Origin of the sequence: Brevundimonas terrae (assembly GCF_011761985.1) — a bacterium.
Classification (GTDB): domain Bacteria; phylum Pseudomonadota; class Alphaproteobacteria; order Caulobacterales; family Caulobacteraceae; genus Brevundimonas; species Brevundimonas terrae.
Genome location: NZ_JAASQT010000007.1, coordinates 14871 through 30848 on the forward strand (window position 1 = coordinate 14871; position 15978 = coordinate 30848).

Here is a 15978-nt window from a genome sequence, read left to right on the forward strand (position 1 = left end):
TCCGGTCCTTTATCCCGCGCCATAGACGGCTTGGGCGGGCGTGCGCCGCGCCAACAGATCACCGACCACATCGCCAACCTCCGACGGGCTCCAGCGACGACCCGCATCGACGACGGGGCCGTTGCGCCAGCCTTCGGACAGCATGATCTTGCCGCCCTGAAGCTCGAAGACCTGACCCGTCACGCCCACGGATTGTGCGCTGGCCAGCCAAACGACGGTGGGGGCGACATTGGCCGGATCGTTAAAGTCAAAGCCGTCATCGGGGGCCTTCATGGCGTCGGCAAAGGCGGTTTCGGTCATGCGGGTGCGGGCGGCGGGGGCCAGCGCATTGGCGGTGATGCCATAACGGCCCAGTTCCGCGGCCTGAACCAGTGTCAGGCTGGCAATCCCGCCCTTGGCCGCGGAATAGGCGCTCTGGCCGATCGAGCCTTGCAGACCGGCACCGGACGATGTGTTGATGATACGGGCATCGGGGTTCTGCCCCTGTTTTTGCTTGGCGCGCCAATAATCGACGGCGGCGCGGCTGACACAGAAATGGCCGCGCAGATGGACGCGCAATACCGCATCCCATTCGTCGGGTGTGCAGGACACAAACATGCGGTCACGCACGAAACCGGCATTGTTCACCACAGCGTGCAGGTCCCCGAAGGCATCGAGAGCCGTCTGCACCATGCGCTGGCCGCCCTCGACCTCGGTAACATCGTCGGTATTGGCAACGGCCTTGCCACCCTTGGCGATGATTTCATCGACGACCTTTTGTGCGGCACCGACCGTCTGGCCGCTTTCGCCATGGGTGCCGACGCCCAGATCGTTGACGACGACACTGGCCCCCTCTGCCGCCAGAGCCAGTGCATAGGCGCGGCCCAAGCCGCCGCCCGCGCCGGTGACGATGACAACCCGTCCTTCACAGATACCCGACATGGACGCTCCCCCTTACAGACGCTCGATAATGGTGACATTGGCCTGACCGCCGCCTTCACACATGGTTTGCAGGGCATAGCGTCCGCCCGTGCGTTCCAGTGTGTTGAGCATGGTGGTCATGATGCGTGCGCCGGTGGCCCCGAGGGGATGGCCCAGCGCAATAGCCCCGCCGTTCACATTGACCCTGTCATGCGGGATTTCCAGTTCCTGCATCCACGCCAAGGCGACCGAGGCAAAGGCCTCGTTGCATTCGAACAGGTCGATGTCGGAAATCTTCAGGCCGGTCTTTTCCAGCGCATAGCGGGTGGCCGGAATGGGCGCGGTCAGCATCCACACCGGATCATCGGCGCGCACCGAGAGATGATGGATGCGTGCGCGTGGCTTAAGGTTGTGATCCTTCACCGCCTTGGGCGAGGCCATAAGGATGGCGGCGGCTCCGTCTGCGGTCTGACTGGCGATAGCGGCGGTGATGCGGCCATTCTCCATCAGCGGTTGCAGGCTGGCCATTTTCTCCAGAGAGGTCTCGCGCGGCGTCTCGTCGTGGGTGACACCGGCCAGCGGGCTGATCTCGTTATCGAACAGGCCCTGTGCGCGGGCATTGATGGCGCGGCGGTGACTTTCCAGCGCAAAGGCCTCCATGGCCTCGCGGCTGATATTCCATTTGTCGGCGATCATTTCTGCCGAGTTGAACTGGCTGACTTCCTGATCGCCAAAGCGGTTCTGCCAGCCTGTCGAGCCACGGAACGGATCGTCAAAACCATAGGTCTGACCCGCCAGCATGGCCGCCGAGATGGGGATGGCATTCATGTTCTGAACGCCGCCTGCGACCACCAGATCCTGCGTGCCACTCATCACGCCTTGGGCGGCAAAATGGACGGCCTGTTGCGATGAGCCGCACTGGCGGTCGATGGTCACGCCGGGCACATGCTGGGGCAGACCGGCGGCCAGCCAGCACGAACGGGCAATGTCGCCGGCCTGCGGGCCGATGGTGTCACAGCAGCCGAACACCACATCCTCGACGGCGGCGGGATCAATGCCGGTGCGCCCCATCAGGGCCGACAAGACATGGCCGCCAAGGTCCGCCGGATGCACATGGGCGAGGCCGCCTTTTTTGCGACCTATGGGGGTGCGGACGGCATCGATAATATAGGCCTCATGCGGCATGGGCGAGGGTGTCCTTGGAAGCCGTAAACGCAAAGCCGCTATCGGCTGCGGGCGAGGAGAGGGCGCAGGCCAGCACCCGTGCGCGATGGAAGGTTTCGTCGCCCCAGCTTCCGCCAAGGGCGAGGCCGCGCTTCAGCAGGAAGTGGACATCCACCTCCCACGAATAACCCATGGCCCCGTGCACCTGAATGGATGTGCGGGCGGCAAGGCTGGCGGCTTCGACTGCGGCCAGTTTGGCGTGCGAGGCGCGGGCGCGGGACAGGGCGTTATTGGCCCCGATCTCGGCCGCGGCGGCATAGATGACGGGGCGGGCAAACTCGATCTTGACCTGTGCTGTGGCCAGCAGATGTTTGACCGCTTGATAGGTGCCGATGGGCTTGCCGAACTGGGTGCGCTCATTGGCATAGGCGACGGCCAGCTCGACGCTGCGTTCGGCAAGGCCGAGGCATTGGGCAGCGGCAAATACCGTGGCCCGTTCCAGCGTCTGCGCCAGCAGGGGGGCGCAGACGCTGGCCTCGGCGACCACGGTTTCGGCCGTGAGGGTGGCCGTTACCGTGGACAGACGACGGAAAGGATCAATCGAGGCGTGGGTGTCCATCTGCACCTGATTGCGGGCAACCAGATGAAGCTGGCCATCCTGAACCAGCAACAGGGCATCGGCATTTTCGGCTCCGCAAACGAACGGATTGACCGGATGAGCGAGGGCGATGACGGCCTCGCCCGCCAGAGCTTTTTGTAGCCATTCCTCTGCGCGGGGATGATCCAGCGCGGCCAAGAGCGGGATCACGACACCGGCTTGTTCGACTAGAGGTTCGGGCAGGGCGGCGTGACCACAGGCGCGGGCAACCAATACGAAATCGGTCTCGGACAGTCCAAGACCACCCTTGTCCTCGGGCACCAGAATACCGGACAGGCCAAGCTCCATCAGAGCATTCCAGCGGGCGGCATCATGGGTCTGGCCGCTATCCATCAGGCGGCGCAGATCGGCCCCTGTACACTGGTCGGTCAGCAGGGACGAGACGACCTCGGCAATGGCCCGTTGTTCTTCTGCGAAGGCAAAATCCATGATCAGCCCCTCGGCATGCCAAGCACACGCTCGGCGATAATGTTGCGCTGGATTTCGTTGGAACCGGCATAGATCGGCCCCGCCAGCGAGAAGAGATAACCGCCCAGCCAGTCGTGATTATTGGCCATCGGTTCGGCTAGTTCGGCATAGGGACCGAGGATGGCCAGCGCGGTCTGGTGCAGGGCGATGTCCATCTCCGACCAGAAGATTTTGTTGCAACTGGCCTCGGCCCCGATGCTGCCACCGGCCTGAAGGCGACAGGCGGTAGAATAGATGGACAGGGCATAGGCCTGTGCATTCATCCAAGCCTGCGCCACATCGCGGCCAATAGCGGGATCAAGGCGATCCTGATGTTCCAGATATAGCGCCGACAGCTTGCGGGCCGCTTCCTGATAACGGGCAGGCGATCTCAGCATCAGGCCGCGCTCGAAACCGGCTGTGGCCATGCAGACGTGCCAGCCCTGACCTTCGTCGCCCAGACGGTTGGCGACCGGCACGCGGGCATTTTCCAGAAAGATTTCGGCAAAGCCCGCTTCGCCGTCGATCTGGGGAATGGGATTGACCGTGACGCCCTCGATTTTCAGGTCCATCAGCACCAGTGACAGGCCCTTATGGCGCTGTGATCCGGCTTCGGTGCGGACCAGCACAAAGGCCCAGTCGGCAAAGACGGCGCGTGACGACCAGATTTTGTGGCCGTTCAGCACATAGTGATCGCCATCGCGCACGGCGGTGGTGGCAACCGCAGCAAGGTCCGATCCGGCTTGCGGTTCCGACCATGCCTGCGCCCAGATTTCATCGCCAGAAGCCATGGCGGGCAGGAAGCGGGCCTTTTGCGCGTCCGTGCCGAATTCCATCAGGGTCGGGCCCAGCAGGAAGATACCGTTCTGGTTCACCCGACCCGGGGCACCCGCGCGATAATATTCTTCCTCGAAGATCAGCCATTCGATCAGGTTCAGGCCGCGACCGCCGTAGTCTTTCGGCCATGTGACCATGCCGAAATTGCCCTTGGCCAGTGTGCGCTCCCACTCGCGGTGCAGTGCAAATCCGGCCTCGGTATCAAAGGAGGGCAGTCGGGTTTGCGGCACATGGTTTTGCAGCCACTGGCGGACTTCCAGACGAAAGGCGTCTTGTTCGGGCGTAAAGGATAGCTGCATCAGAACTTGGCCTGCTTGCCGCCATCGACAAAGGCATCGCGCGAGGCCTGACTGTCGGCGTGCATATACATTTCCAACGTAAAGCCCTGTTCGAAGCGATAGCCGTGATCGACATCGCGGGCCTCAAGGCCGTTGAGCGCCTGTTTGGCCAGAACCAGCGCGGTGCGGCTCTTGCCCGCAATCACAGCGGCAAAGGCACGGGCCTCGGTCAGCAGGTCATCGCGGCTGACGACCTTGTGCACACCGCCCAGACGCCATGCGTCCTGAGCGCTGATCTTGCCACCCGTGAAGAAGGCGGCGCGCACGGCGTGCAGAGGCAACATACGCGACAGGTGCGATGCCCCGCCCATCGCGCCACGGTCGATTTCCGGCAGGGAGAAGAAGCAGTCATCGGACGCGATCACCGTATCCGACGCACCGCAAATGCCGATGCCGCCACCGATCACGAAACCATGGGCGGCCACGACGACCGGCACAGGACAGTCACGCACGGCCTTGAAGGTGCGGTAGTTGCCGCGGTTCAGTTCAACAATGCGTTCGGGGTGGGCCTGCATCTCCTTGATGTCGACGCCGCCGCAGAATCCGCGACCTTCGGCACGGATCAGCACACAGCGCACATCCTCGCGCGATCCAACCTCGGTAATGATGTCGGGCAGGGCATTCCACAGGGTGGAGTCCAGCGCATTGACCGGCGGATGATCCAGAATGATCTCGCCGATGCGGTCATTGATTTCGGTGCGGATAGGCATGTCGGTCTTCCGTCAGGCCGCGATGCGGGCGGGGCCGCACAGGGCCTCCAGCCGCGCGCGGGCTTGGGTGGTGATTTCAGTAATCAGGGCCTCGCAGGTGGGCAGATCGCCCAGACGACCCGCGACCTGTCCGGTGGCCATCAGGCCATCATCTGGGCTGCCTTCGACGACAGCCCGCTGGATCAACATCGGGGCGCTGGCGGCCATCATGGCCTGTGCCAGCGTCAGTCCGCCGTGGCCGGTCATGGCGCGGGCAGCTTTCAGCAGCTCGGCATTGGATGCGCCGGTTGCGCGTTTCATCATCCACGCGCTTTCCAGCGCCCTGACCCACATGGAGACGGGGCCGGATTTCTCGATCCGGTTCAGGCGTGGATTGCGGATCATGCGCTGGGGCAGGCCGTCCACCTTGGTGGAGACCAGAATGTCGTCGGGACCGGCCTTCAGGTAACGGTCCTTGGTGATGGCGGGGATGGGGCTTTCCGCCGTCATCAGAAAACGGGTGCCCATGGCCATGCCCGCTGCGCCATAGGCTAAAGCTGCCGCCAGACCGCGCCCGTCGCCAAAACCGCCCGCCGCCACAACCGGCACATCTACTGTGTCCAGCACCTGAGGCAACAGGACGGTGGTGGCGACCGAGCCGGTATGGCCGCCGCCTTCGCCGCCTTGAACCGTGATCATGTCACAGCCCAGTTCGACCATTTTCTTCGCGTGTTTCAGCGCCCCGACCGTCGGGATGCAGACAATGCCCGCATCGCGGAAGCGTTTGATGATGGCCTTGTCGGGACCGCGTCCAAAACTGACGGCGCGGATATGGTCGCGTTCCGACAGGATGATCTCGACGATCTCGGCGGCACCCGGCTGGAACATGTGGAAGTTCACGCCGAACGGATGCGGGGTTAGGGATTTAACCTGCGCAATCGCTGCCCTCAGTTCGTCGGGGCGCATGACGGCGGCCCCCAGAAAACCGAAGGCTCCGGCATTGGAAGTGGCCGCAACCAGAGGCGGGGTGGCAATCCAGCCCATCGCCGTCTGGATCACCGGATAGCGGCAACCCAGTTTGCGGGTCAGTTCGGTTTCAAGGACATCGGTCATGCGTCGCCCTTTTCCTTATTGCCCGTTTCCTTGTTAACCTGCGCCATGCTCTTGCCATCCAGCCCGCCGAGGCTGTGACCGCTGACCAGATCGTTCTGGGCATGGGCGAAATGGTGCATGTGGAAGACGGCATCCATGGCCGTACGCTTGCCGCGCAGGTCTTCGACATGGTTGACGGCCTGTTTGGTCAGGGACAGACCAAGGCGCGGCATCTGGGCAATCTTTTCGGCGAGGGCGCGGGTCTGGGCTTCCAGATCGTCGCGGGCCACCACGCGGTTGACCATGCCCAACTCATAGGCGCGCTGTGCTGGCATACGATCCCCGAGGAACAGGAATTCCTTGGCGATACGCGGGTGCATTTCAAAAGCGTGGGCGAAATATTCGACGCCCGGAATACCCATGTACACGACCGGATCCTGAAAATAGGCATCGTCCGAGGCCACGATCAGATCGCACACCCAGGCCAGCATTAGGCCGCCCGCAATACAGGCCCCTTGAACCATGGCGATGGTTGGCTTCTGGATTTCGCGCCAGCGGCGGCACATGCCCAGATAGACCTCGTGCTCGCGGGTATAGAGCAGCTCGGCCCCCGGCTTATTGGTGTGATCGGCCACCAGATGTTTGCGATCAAATGTCTTGTGCAGATCACGGCCCGGCGTGCCGATGTCGTGACCGGCCGAGAAATGCTTTCCGGCCCCGCGCAGGACAATGACCTTGACCGCATCGTCATCGACAGCACGGCGAAAGGCATCGTCCAGCGCATAGGTCATCTGCGAGTTCTGGGCGTTGTGAAACGCCGTGCGCTGCATGGTTATCCATGCGACCGGCCCCTCCACCGCATAGTCAACGGGGGTGTCGGTTTCGTAGACAATATCCACGGATTTGGGAGGGACCAGATCGCTCATGCTCAGGCAGCCTCGGTCTTGGCGAGGCGGCGATCGCCGACCGGATTGCCCTTGATCAGGGTGGCCCGCAGATTGTGCGGGTCCAGACGCTCGCGGATCAGTTTGAGCTGTTCGGCGCTCGGGGCCTTGGTTTCAGGAATGTGGTCAGGGCGTTCCAGCGCAAAGCCGGTGTTTTCCTGAACCTCTTCGAAGGTCACGCCGGGGTGCAAGGAGCGCACGCGCATGGCGTTGTCCTTGCCGCCGAAGTCCAGCACGGCCAGATCGGTGATGACCCGTCGCAGGTCCAGTCCGCGCGGCTTTTTGCCATCCGGCCAGCGGGCAGGGTTGTAACCAACGCCGCACACATAATCGACCTCACCCGCCACAAAGGCGCGGGTGTTGTGGGTTGGCACGAAATAGCTGTTCGGGTGGCTGATCGAGTTACCCGGATAGCCACGCGCGCCCAACAAGGCCGCCTTGGGTTTGGCGTGGTCGCCGATGACCGAGATATTGGTCTGGCCGAAACGGTCGATCTGGGTCGGCACCACCATGGCGTGACGCTTGCCACCCCACAGATTGTCAAAGGTGCGGGCAAACGGCATCCAGCCCTCGATCTTGGGCTGATAGCCATTGCGCGGACCGGCGGGCACCGGCTCGGCGACGAAATGGTTTTCGCCATCGGTCAGCATCAGGGCCGGATTGCATGTTAGCTTGGCAAGGCCGGCGGCAAGGCGCGGCATCAGGGTAATGCCGGTGGCCAGCACCTCGCCATCATGGGTCCAGGCCTCGGAACCGGCGGCAATGCACAGTTCGATCAGGCTATAGGTGTCGGTGGTCTGGGTCATGTCATGCCCCTCAATAGATCGCTGCGGGAAGGGCGCGGATGTGGTCGGCACCGCCGACAGCCGCGACATAGGTGTCGGGTTCAACATCGACGAAGCGGTCGCGATACTCGCCCCAGCCTTCGCCGCTGGAGGCGACATAGGTTTTCAGGTGGGCCATATCGATGCCGTAGTCGGGATTGGCGGCGGTCGGGTGGGCACCCAGCGGAGCCTCGATCACGCCGGTCACGACGCTGCGCTCGAACGGGTGGAAGCGCGAATTGGCAGGCAGGTCCAAGCCTTCGGTTTCCACCAATTGCTCGGTAGAGACAAACACCTTGTCGGCGGCCCGCGCCATCAGGTCGTCAAAGAAGGGGTCGGGGCTGAAGATCAGCGTATTGCCCGCCTTGTCCGCACGGTGGACGTGCATGATGGCCGCATCCAGCTTGATAGCGGGCATGGCCAAAAGGGTCTGACCGTCCTCATAGGGCGACTTGATCGTCTTGATGCCTTGCGCCGGAATATCGGTGGCCATGCCGAACTGGGCGGGCAGGAAGGGCAGGTGCATGGCGGCGGCCCGCAGGCCCCAGTGCAGTAGGCCCTCGTCCAGTTCCATGACTTCCAGCGTACCGGTCTGACGTGCCGCGCGGAAATGCGGGTCCAGCGGGAAATGGTCCAGCGAGACAAAGCCGAAGATCAGCTTCTTGACCTTGCCTGCCGCCACCAGTGTGCCGACATCGGGGCCGCCATAGGCCACGATGGTCAGGTCTTTCAGGTTCGAGCGGGCAATAGCGCGCACCAGAGCCATCGGTTTACGACGGGTCGCCCAGCCACCGATACCGATCGTCATTCCGTCTTTCAGGCTGGCGACAAAGCCATCCAGATCCAGCCGTTTGTCCAGCACGCCGCATCACTCCGTTAAAAGCAGGGATTGGTTCCTGCTACGACGCTATGAGACGGCTATCAGCGGGTGAAGGGCGCCGGAACGAACGGATTGTTTGCGTCCGGAGACAATGCCGCAAAGGGCAGTGAATCCGGCCTGTAGGTGCCAGCCGATAGGTGAGCCTGACGAAACACTCTGGCCGTCTGCGGCGACTTATCGCTGCGCGCGCACTGGGTTCTATTTCTGCCAACGACGGGGGCACCCGTGAACAAGGCGGGGAGGCCGGATGTGCTTCGTAAAATAACCGAAGACCGGACGGATATGCTGAAGACGCGAGACGATATGAATCTCCCGCGCGGGATATTTGTCCTGATCTTTATTGTCTCGATGGTCATGGCCATCGGCAATACGGGCCTGATTTCTGTCATGCCTGCGATCGGGCGGGCCATTGGCATGTCCGATCATCTGGTGGCCGCCATCTTCTCGCTGTCGGCTTTGTTGTGGGCCATCAGTGCGCCTCACTGGGCGCGGGTTTCGGATGTGCGCGGCCGCAAGCCGATGATGATGCTGGGTCTGGGCGGCTTTGTCTTTTCGATGCTGGGGTGCGCGCTGGTGGTGTGGGCAGGGCTGCAGGCCCTGCTGGCTCCGGTGGTGGTGTTCGTCACCTTCCTGCTGATCCGCGGTATTTTCGGTATTCTGGGATCGGCCACCGCCTCGTCCAGTCAGGCCTATGTGGCGGACCGCACCTCGGCCAAGGAGCGCACATCGGCCCTGTCTGCATTGGCAGGCGCACTGGGTATGGGCACGATTATTGGCCCCGCCCTGTCACCCTTGCTGGTGTTCGGCTTCCTGGGGCTGGCAGGACCGATGACCATTTTTGCGCTCGGCGCAGGCGTGGTTCTGCTGATGGTGATGCTGATTATTCCGCGCGATATCCCGCCCGCAAAGCTTTATCCCGACAAGTTCGCCAATGCGCACACGGCGGCGGCGCGCAAGGAGCGTGGCTTTGGCATCTGGCTGGACCGCGATATCGGACCCTGGCTGATCTTCGGATTCCTGTCGTGCTGCGTGCAGGCCATCAATGTCTACACACTCGGCTTTGTGGTCATGGATGTGGTGGCTCTGCCGGCGACCGAGGCCCAGCGCTATATAGGTATGGCCATGGCGGCAGGCGCAGGGGCGGGACTTTTCGGCCAGTGGGTGCTGATCCCGTGGCTGAAAATGTCGCCGCGGGCCCTGATCTGGTCCGGTGGCCTGCTGGCGCTGGCGGGCAATCTGTTGACGGTGTTTGCCCATGACATCTGGATGTTGTCGCTGGGCTATGTGGTGCTGACGCTGGGCTTCTCGTTCTGTCGTCCCGGTTTTACCGCCGGTGCCTCGCTGGCGGCGCGACCGGACCAGCAGGGTATTGTCGCCGGAATGGTGTCCAGCCTGTCGGGCGGGTCCATTGTCATCACGCCCGTCATCGGCGTGCTGCTTTATGAAATGGCGACGCCGTCACCGTTCATCCTGAACTGCGTGGTTATGGGCGGGCTGATGATTTTTGCCTGGAAGAACGCCTCGCTGTGGCGTCCCGAGCTGTCACGCACAGCCACTTCGATTGTTTCCTGATGCGGATAAACCGTCTGCAACCACGCGCTTGTTGTCGACGGGCGTTGGTCAATAATCGTTTCATCAAAATCTAAAAATCGGCCTGCGCCCTGATGCGCCGAGGCCGAGTACAAGACGTGGGAGCCTCCAATGGATCGTTATCTGGTCATTTCTTCTGATGGTCATGCGGGTCTGCCGCCGGAAAAATATCGCGAATACCTTGATCCCCAGTATCGCGAACTTTTTGACGAGCGCGTCGCGAAAGAAATCGCCGCCCGCGAGCAGCACGAGAAGAATTTTCTTCTTGATGACTTCAACAATAATTGGCGCGCTTCGGTAGGCGATGGCCTTGAAGGCGCATGGGATTCCGATATCCGCAGCCGCGTTCTGGACGAGGACGGCGTTGTCGCCGAGGTTCTCTATCCGGACGGCATTACCGAGCGTAACGCGCCGCCTTTCGGTGCCGATATCGGCCTGCGTCCGAATGCTGCCGAAGCCCATCTGCAATGGGCCGGTGCCCGCGCCCACAACCGCTGGATGGCCGATTTCTGCAAGCTGGATCCGGTGCGTCGTATCGGTCTGGCCATCATTCCGGCCTTCTACGACATGGAAGAGAACCTGAAGGAAATCCTCTGGGCCAAGGAAAACGGTCTGAAGGGCGTGGTTCTGCCGACGCTCATGGAAGGTTGGGACTTCTACAACCACCCGAAATACCACCGCATGTGGGCCATGTTGCAAGAGTTCAACATGCCGGTGAACTTCCACTCGGGTGCTGCACCTGCCTATGACACGGCCCAGCCGGGCTGGATCGGTGTCTATCTGTCGGAATACGCCTTCTATCTGACGCGTCCGATGTCGACGATGATCTTCGGCGGCGTGTTCGAGCTGTTCCCGAACCTGAAGGTGACCTTCACCGAGGCGGGCGGCGAGTTCTGGTTCCCGTGGATGCTGGAACTGATGGATATCCGCGCCTCGGTCAAACACACCAGCGGCAAGTTGGGCGATCACCGCTCGAACCTGTCGATGAAGCCGAGCGAGTATTTCCAGCGCAATATCTGGGTCGGCTGCTCGGCCCTGCCGGACGAGGAAACCACCGCGTCCTACTACAATATCGGCATCGACCGCGTTCTGTGGGGCACGGACTATCCGCACCCCGAAGGCACCTGGCCGCAGACCCATCCGAAGATGATCGCCAGCCTCGGCGGCCTGCCGGATGAGCACATTGCCAAGATGCTGGGTGGCAATGCCCTCGATGTTTACGACCTTGATCTGGAAGCGATGAACAAGATCGCTGCCCGTATCGGCCCGAAAAAATCCGGTTTCGCCAAGGCGGCCTGACCGCGACGGAGCGGCCGTTAGGGGCGGCCGCTCCCCCCGCTACTTCATAAAACAAGAACGAATGGGAGGAACGACCATGGCTAAGCTCCGCTATGTCCAGGATGTCGAAAAACTGAAAGCGACCATGGAGGCGCGCGCCTCTTCCGGTGGTCTTCAGAACACCGTGCAAACCCTGCGCGCATTCTATGAAACCGATCCGGAAATCGTGGCGGCCCTGCTGCCCAAGCCACTGCAACCGACCGCAGCGTCCAAGATCCTGATCCAGTTTTCCTATGTCGAGATGCGCCCGACGCCGGACAAGCTGGTCGTTTCGGCGGCCATGACTGTGGGCGTTGAGTCCACCTATAAGGGCAAGGTCGGCTGGTATGTTCTGGCCATGCCGATGGGCGGCGAGTTTGTCGTCATCGGTGGTCGTGAACGCTTTGGCGAGCCCAAGAAACTGGCCGATGTCCAGTTCACCAAGAAGGGCGACCACGTCCACGTCACCTGCACCCGCAACGGCGTGGCCTTTGTCGAGCTGGAAGGCAATATTGCCGAAAGCCTCGGTGCCAAGAAATTCACTGAAAACCTGTTCTGCTACAAGGGCATGCCGGGTATCGCCAACGGCTTCGGCTTTGATGGCGATGTCTTCCTGACCCAGCTGAACTGGGATCGCGACTGGGATATGCACCACGTCGTCGAGGGCGGCAAAATCACCCTGCGTGAATCCGCTGCCGACCCGCTGGTCGATGTGCCCGTGCGCAAGCTGCTCAAGATGGAATATTCCGAAGGTCGCAGCGTGACCGGCGGCGAAATCCTCGAAAAAGTTCCCGGCGAATGGCTGCAACCGTTCTGGTTCGGTCGCTATGACGAGAACCCGACCGGCGGTATCGAGATCGCTCTGGCCTCCGAGGCTGCGCTCGAGAATGCGTGATCTTAAAGGCAAGGTTGCCGTCGTCACTGGCGGTGCCAGTGGCGTAGGCCGCGCTCTGGGCGAAGCCCTTGTCGAGCGCGGAGCCAAGGTGGTTCTCAGCGACATCAATGCCGAGGCTCTGGAAGCCACGGCATCGGAAATGCGGGCCGCTGGCGGTGATGTCACGGGCATCGTGGCCGACGTGATGGACCAGGACTCGGTCGATGCTCTGGCCGATCAGGTCTTTAAACGCCACGGCAAGGTGCATCTGTTGTTCAACAATGCCGGCGTCGGCCTTGGTGACTTCCGTGAACCGATCTGGACCTTGGCGCTGAAGGACTGGGACTGGGGTTTCAACATCCACGTCATGGGTGTGGTCCACGGTATCCGTGCCTTTGTGCCGCGCATGATTGACGGGGGAGAGGATGGCTATGTCATCAACACCACCTCCACCAATGGCGGTCTGGTCCCTTCGGCGCGCACGCCGGTCTATGCCTCGTCCAAGGCGGCTGTCACCAGCCTGACCGAGGTTCTGCACCATCAACTCGCGGCGCAGGACAGCAAGGTCAAGGCGGCCCTGCTGTTCCCCGGTCCGCATCTGGTCAACACCAACCTGATGCGTTCGGCCCGTCCGGCGGCTTTCGTTGATCCGAACAGCCCGCAACCGGCAGGCAAGTCGATGGCCGAACTGGCCGAGCAGAATGGCGGCGTTCCGGTCACCGAACCGGAAGAAGTTGCCAACTTTGCGCTCGATGGCATTGCGGCCGGCAAGTTCTGGCTGCTGCCGCAAAGCGAGCGTTCGGACGGCAATATCCGTCGTCGTACCGACAGTATTCTGGCCCGCAGCGCTCCTGTGGGGCTGGGCGGCTAGGCAAGAAACAGATAGGCGGCGGGAGGGGAATGGAGGCTCTTCCCGTCGTCAATCCGGAGTGGCGTTCGAAAAATAAAAACAAAACAGCCGGTTAGATCGCAAAAGATCAAGGCTGATAGGGAGGGTTAGATGACACGACGCATGAATCGCATTGCGACTGTCCTGCTCGCAGGCACCGCCTTGGCAGGAATGATGCCTGTAATGGCTGTGGCACAGGAAGCCGCGACTAACGAGGCTCAGGATGCAACCCGTATCGACGACATCGTCGTTACGGCACAGCGCCGCGAAGAGCGCCTGATCGATGTGCCGTTGTCGGTATCGTCGCTGGGCGGCGAGCAACTGCAACGCGCCGGTATTGCCGATGTTTCGGCCATTGGCGGCTATGTTCCCAACGTCCAGATCAACCAGACGGTTGGCGGCGCATTCGGTCCTCTGATCTCCATGCGCGGTCTGGCCCCGTCGGGCGATACCAGCCTGGGTCGTGACCAGCCGGTCGGCCTGTATATTGACGGCGTGCCTATCGCAAAATCGACGGGCGCTGCGTTTGATACGGTCGATCTGGAACGTGTCGAGGTCCTGCGCGGCCCGCAAGGCACCCTGTATGGCAAGAACACCATCGGTGGTGCCGTCAACCTTGTGACCCGTAAGCCCACCGGCGTGTTCGGTGGTAAATTCATGCTGGGTGTCGGCAGCGAAAGCCTGTTCGAACAGCGTCTGTCGCTGGATCTGCCGCGCTTTGGTACGATTGGCGAAGGCATCGGTGCCTTTGACATCAAGGTGGCCTATTCGGGCCGCGAGCGTGACGGCTTCTTCGAGAACACCCACCCCAATGCCCGCTTTGACACCTTCGGCGCGCAGGACCAGCAGGCAGGCCGCATCGACATTGTCTGGCGTCCGATCGAGGACCTGTCGTTTGCCTATAGCTATGACGATACGTCCAGCAAGTCGTCGCCGTCTATGCTGGCGATCAGCGCATCAGGGGCCATTGGCCCGGGCGGTGCCTATGAGGCGCTGTATCCCTATATCAAGGACGCGATCCATACGTCGCGACCCAAGGGCATTGCCAATGACTATTCCAACCGCAGTGATTTCGCGGTCAGCGGCCATGGTCTGACGATCGAGTACAACAAGGATGGCGTGCCGTTCTTTGGCGACGTGACCCTGAAGTCGATCACTGCCCATCGCACCATGCAGTCGTGGAGCCAGACCGACTTTGATGGCGTTGGCGTCGATCTGATGCACTTCACGCTCAACAACGATTACCAGCAGACCTCGCAGGAACTGCAGTTGATCGGCTCGAACGGTCAGGTCCACTACACCTTCGGCCTGTTCGGCTTCAAAGAAGAGTATGACGTGTTCAATCCGCGCTGGAACTTCCAGTTCGGTGGCAACAAGTACGACGTTCAGGAACGCTCGGCGGACAACAAGTCCTATGCGGCCTATGGCCAGCTGACCTGGACCCCGAATGCCTTTGACAAGCGCCTTAGCCTGACGCTCGGCGGTCGCATCAGCAAGGACGAGAAGCAGGCGACGTCTATGAGCCTGAGCTACTCGACCTATTTGGCCAATCCGGCCAATCCGGCTTCGGGTGTGTTCGAGCGCGATGCCAATGGCAATCCGGTGACCCGCAGCGGTGGTCCGGCTCTGGGGGCGCTTCCGGGACCAGGTAATATCGGCCCGTCCGATCTGATCCCGCTGACGGCGGATGGTTCGTGGTCGGAGTTCACGCCCGAGTTCAACATCGCCTACAAGTTGAGCGAGGACTGGAACGTCTATGCGCGTTACGCCACCGGCTTCAAGAGCGGCGGCAATAACGACGTGGCGGCTAATAATGCCGGCTTCATGACGCCGTATGACCCTGAAAAACTGACCTCGTACGAGATCGGTACCAAGGGCCAGTGGTTCGACAAGCGCCTCAGCCTGTCGGCCGCAGTCTATTACAGCGACTACGAAGACTTCCAGGCGGGTGTGTTCGTACCGGCTCTGGTGACCACCACCATTATCAATGCCGGTCAGGCCAATATGTCCGGTTTCGAGGTGGAAGGTATTGTGCGCCCGATCGATAACCTGCGCATCAACTTCGGCTATGGCTATACCAAGGCCGAGTATGACGAGTTCATCCTGCCATCCGGTCAGGATGTCACCGACACCTATGTCTTCCCGCTGATCCCCAAGCATAGCTATACGCTGGGCGTCGATTACCGTTGGGTTGGTGTAGCGGGCGGGGATGTCGTGGCCAATCTGAACTACAACTGGCGCGACGAGCAGGAAGGCAACATCACCGGCGATCCATTCTCGGTCCGCAAGGCCTATGGTCTGTTGGACGGTCGTATCTCGCTTAGCGATATCGACATCGGCGATGGCCGTTTGATGGAAATCGCCTTGTGGGGCAAGAACCTGCTGGACGAGGAGTACTGGGTCTCGGGTATCAATCTGAGCCTGTTCACCACGCGCCAGTGGGGTGATCCACGCAGCTTCGGCGTTCAGGCCAATGTGAAGTTCTGATACAACGGACGGGGGTGGCCATCAGGTCACCCTCAACGCGTAACTATT

The 15978-nt window shown here is 61.6% G+C and carries 14 protein-coding genes; 5 read left to right on the top strand and 9 right to left on the bottom strand.

All coding sequences use genetic code 11. From position 1 onward, the window contains the following. Window positions 1-9: 9 nt before the first annotated feature. The 9 genes from FHS64_RS12785 to FHS64_RS12825 are packed head-to-tail and all read right to left on the bottom strand — an operon-like array spanning window position 10 to window position 8755. Entirely contained in the window at window positions 10-921 is a 912-nt protein-coding gene (locus tag FHS64_RS12785; protein ID WP_167178929.1) for an SDR family oxidoreductase, read from the bottom strand. Between the two features lie 12 nt (window positions 922-933). Beyond that, a complete protein-coding gene (locus tag FHS64_RS12790; RefSeq protein ID WP_167178931.1) occupies window positions 934-2085 on the bottom strand; it encodes an acetyl-CoA C-acetyltransferase in 1152 nt (383 codons plus the stop codon). Beyond that, window positions 2075-3151: an acyl-CoA dehydrogenase family protein gene (locus FHS64_RS12795; protein ID WP_167178933.1), complete on the bottom strand. Its 1077-nt coding sequence runs from the start codon at window positions 3149-3151 to the stop codon at window positions 2075-2077. Before FHS64_RS12795 ends, FHS64_RS12790 begins: the two co-directional genes overlap by 11 nt. A 2-nt stretch (window positions 3152-3153) precedes the next feature. Next, window positions 3154-4305, bottom strand: a complete 1152-nt coding sequence (locus FHS64_RS12800; RefSeq protein WP_167178935.1) for an acyl-CoA dehydrogenase family protein — start codon at window positions 4303-4305, stop codon at window positions 3154-3156. Then, a complete protein-coding gene (locus FHS64_RS12805) occupies window positions 4305-5054 on the bottom strand; it encodes an enoyl-CoA hydratase family protein (RefSeq protein ID WP_167178937.1) in 750 nt (249 codons plus the stop codon). The genes FHS64_RS12800 and FHS64_RS12805 overlap by 1 nt, the downstream gene beginning before the upstream one ends. A 12-nt stretch (window positions 5055-5066) precedes the next feature. Then, a complete protein-coding gene (locus tag FHS64_RS12810) occupies window positions 5067-6146 on the bottom strand; it encodes an NAD(P)H-dependent flavin oxidoreductase (protein WP_167178938.1) in 1080 nt (359 codons plus the stop codon). Next, complete coding sequence (locus tag FHS64_RS12815) at window positions 6143-7051, bottom strand: enoyl-CoA hydratase (RefSeq protein ID WP_167178941.1); 909 nt, start codon at window positions 7049-7051, stop codon at window positions 6143-6145. The genes FHS64_RS12810 and FHS64_RS12815 overlap by 4 nt, the downstream gene beginning before the upstream one ends. Before the next feature lie 2 nt (window positions 7052-7053). Continuing rightward, entirely contained in the window at window positions 7054-7875 is an 822-nt protein-coding gene (locus FHS64_RS12820; protein WP_167178943.1) for a CoA-transferase subunit beta, read from the bottom strand. Between the two features lie 10 nt (window positions 7876-7885). Next, complete coding sequence (locus tag FHS64_RS12825) at window positions 7886-8755, bottom strand: CoA transferase subunit A (protein ID WP_208380997.1); 870 nt, start codon at window positions 8753-8755, stop codon at window positions 7886-7888. A 300-nt stretch (window positions 8756-9055) separates the two neighbouring features. Between FHS64_RS12825 and FHS64_RS12830 the strand changes: the two genes are divergently transcribed. From FHS64_RS12830 to FHS64_RS12850, 5 genes are all read left to right on the top strand, one after another. Continuing rightward, window positions 9056-10345 (top strand): MFS transporter, encoded by a 1290-nt coding sequence (locus tag FHS64_RS12830; RefSeq protein ID WP_167178945.1) that lies wholly within the window; start codon window positions 9056-9058, stop codon window positions 10343-10345. 129 nt (window positions 10346-10474) lie between these two features. Further along, window positions 10475-11662 (top strand): amidohydrolase family protein, encoded by a 1188-nt coding sequence (locus tag FHS64_RS12835; protein ID WP_167178947.1) that lies wholly within the window; start codon window positions 10475-10477, stop codon window positions 11660-11662. Window positions 11663-11738: 76 nt separating this feature from the next. Then, the gene (locus tag FHS64_RS12840; protein WP_167178950.1) at window positions 11739-12575 is read left to right on the top strand and encodes an acetoacetate decarboxylase family protein; all 837 of its coding nucleotides are present in this window, start codon (window positions 11739-11741) and stop codon (window positions 12573-12575) included. After that, window positions 12568-13425, top strand: a complete 858-nt coding sequence (locus FHS64_RS12845; protein WP_167178952.1) for an SDR family NAD(P)-dependent oxidoreductase — start codon at window positions 12568-12570, stop codon at window positions 13423-13425. Before FHS64_RS12840 ends, FHS64_RS12845 begins: the two co-directional genes overlap by 8 nt. 129 nt (window positions 13426-13554) lie before the next feature. Beyond that, a complete protein-coding gene (locus FHS64_RS12850; protein WP_208380999.1) occupies window positions 13555-15930 on the top strand; it encodes a TonB-dependent receptor in 2376 nt (791 codons plus the stop codon). Window positions 15931-15978: the final 48 nt, after the last annotated feature.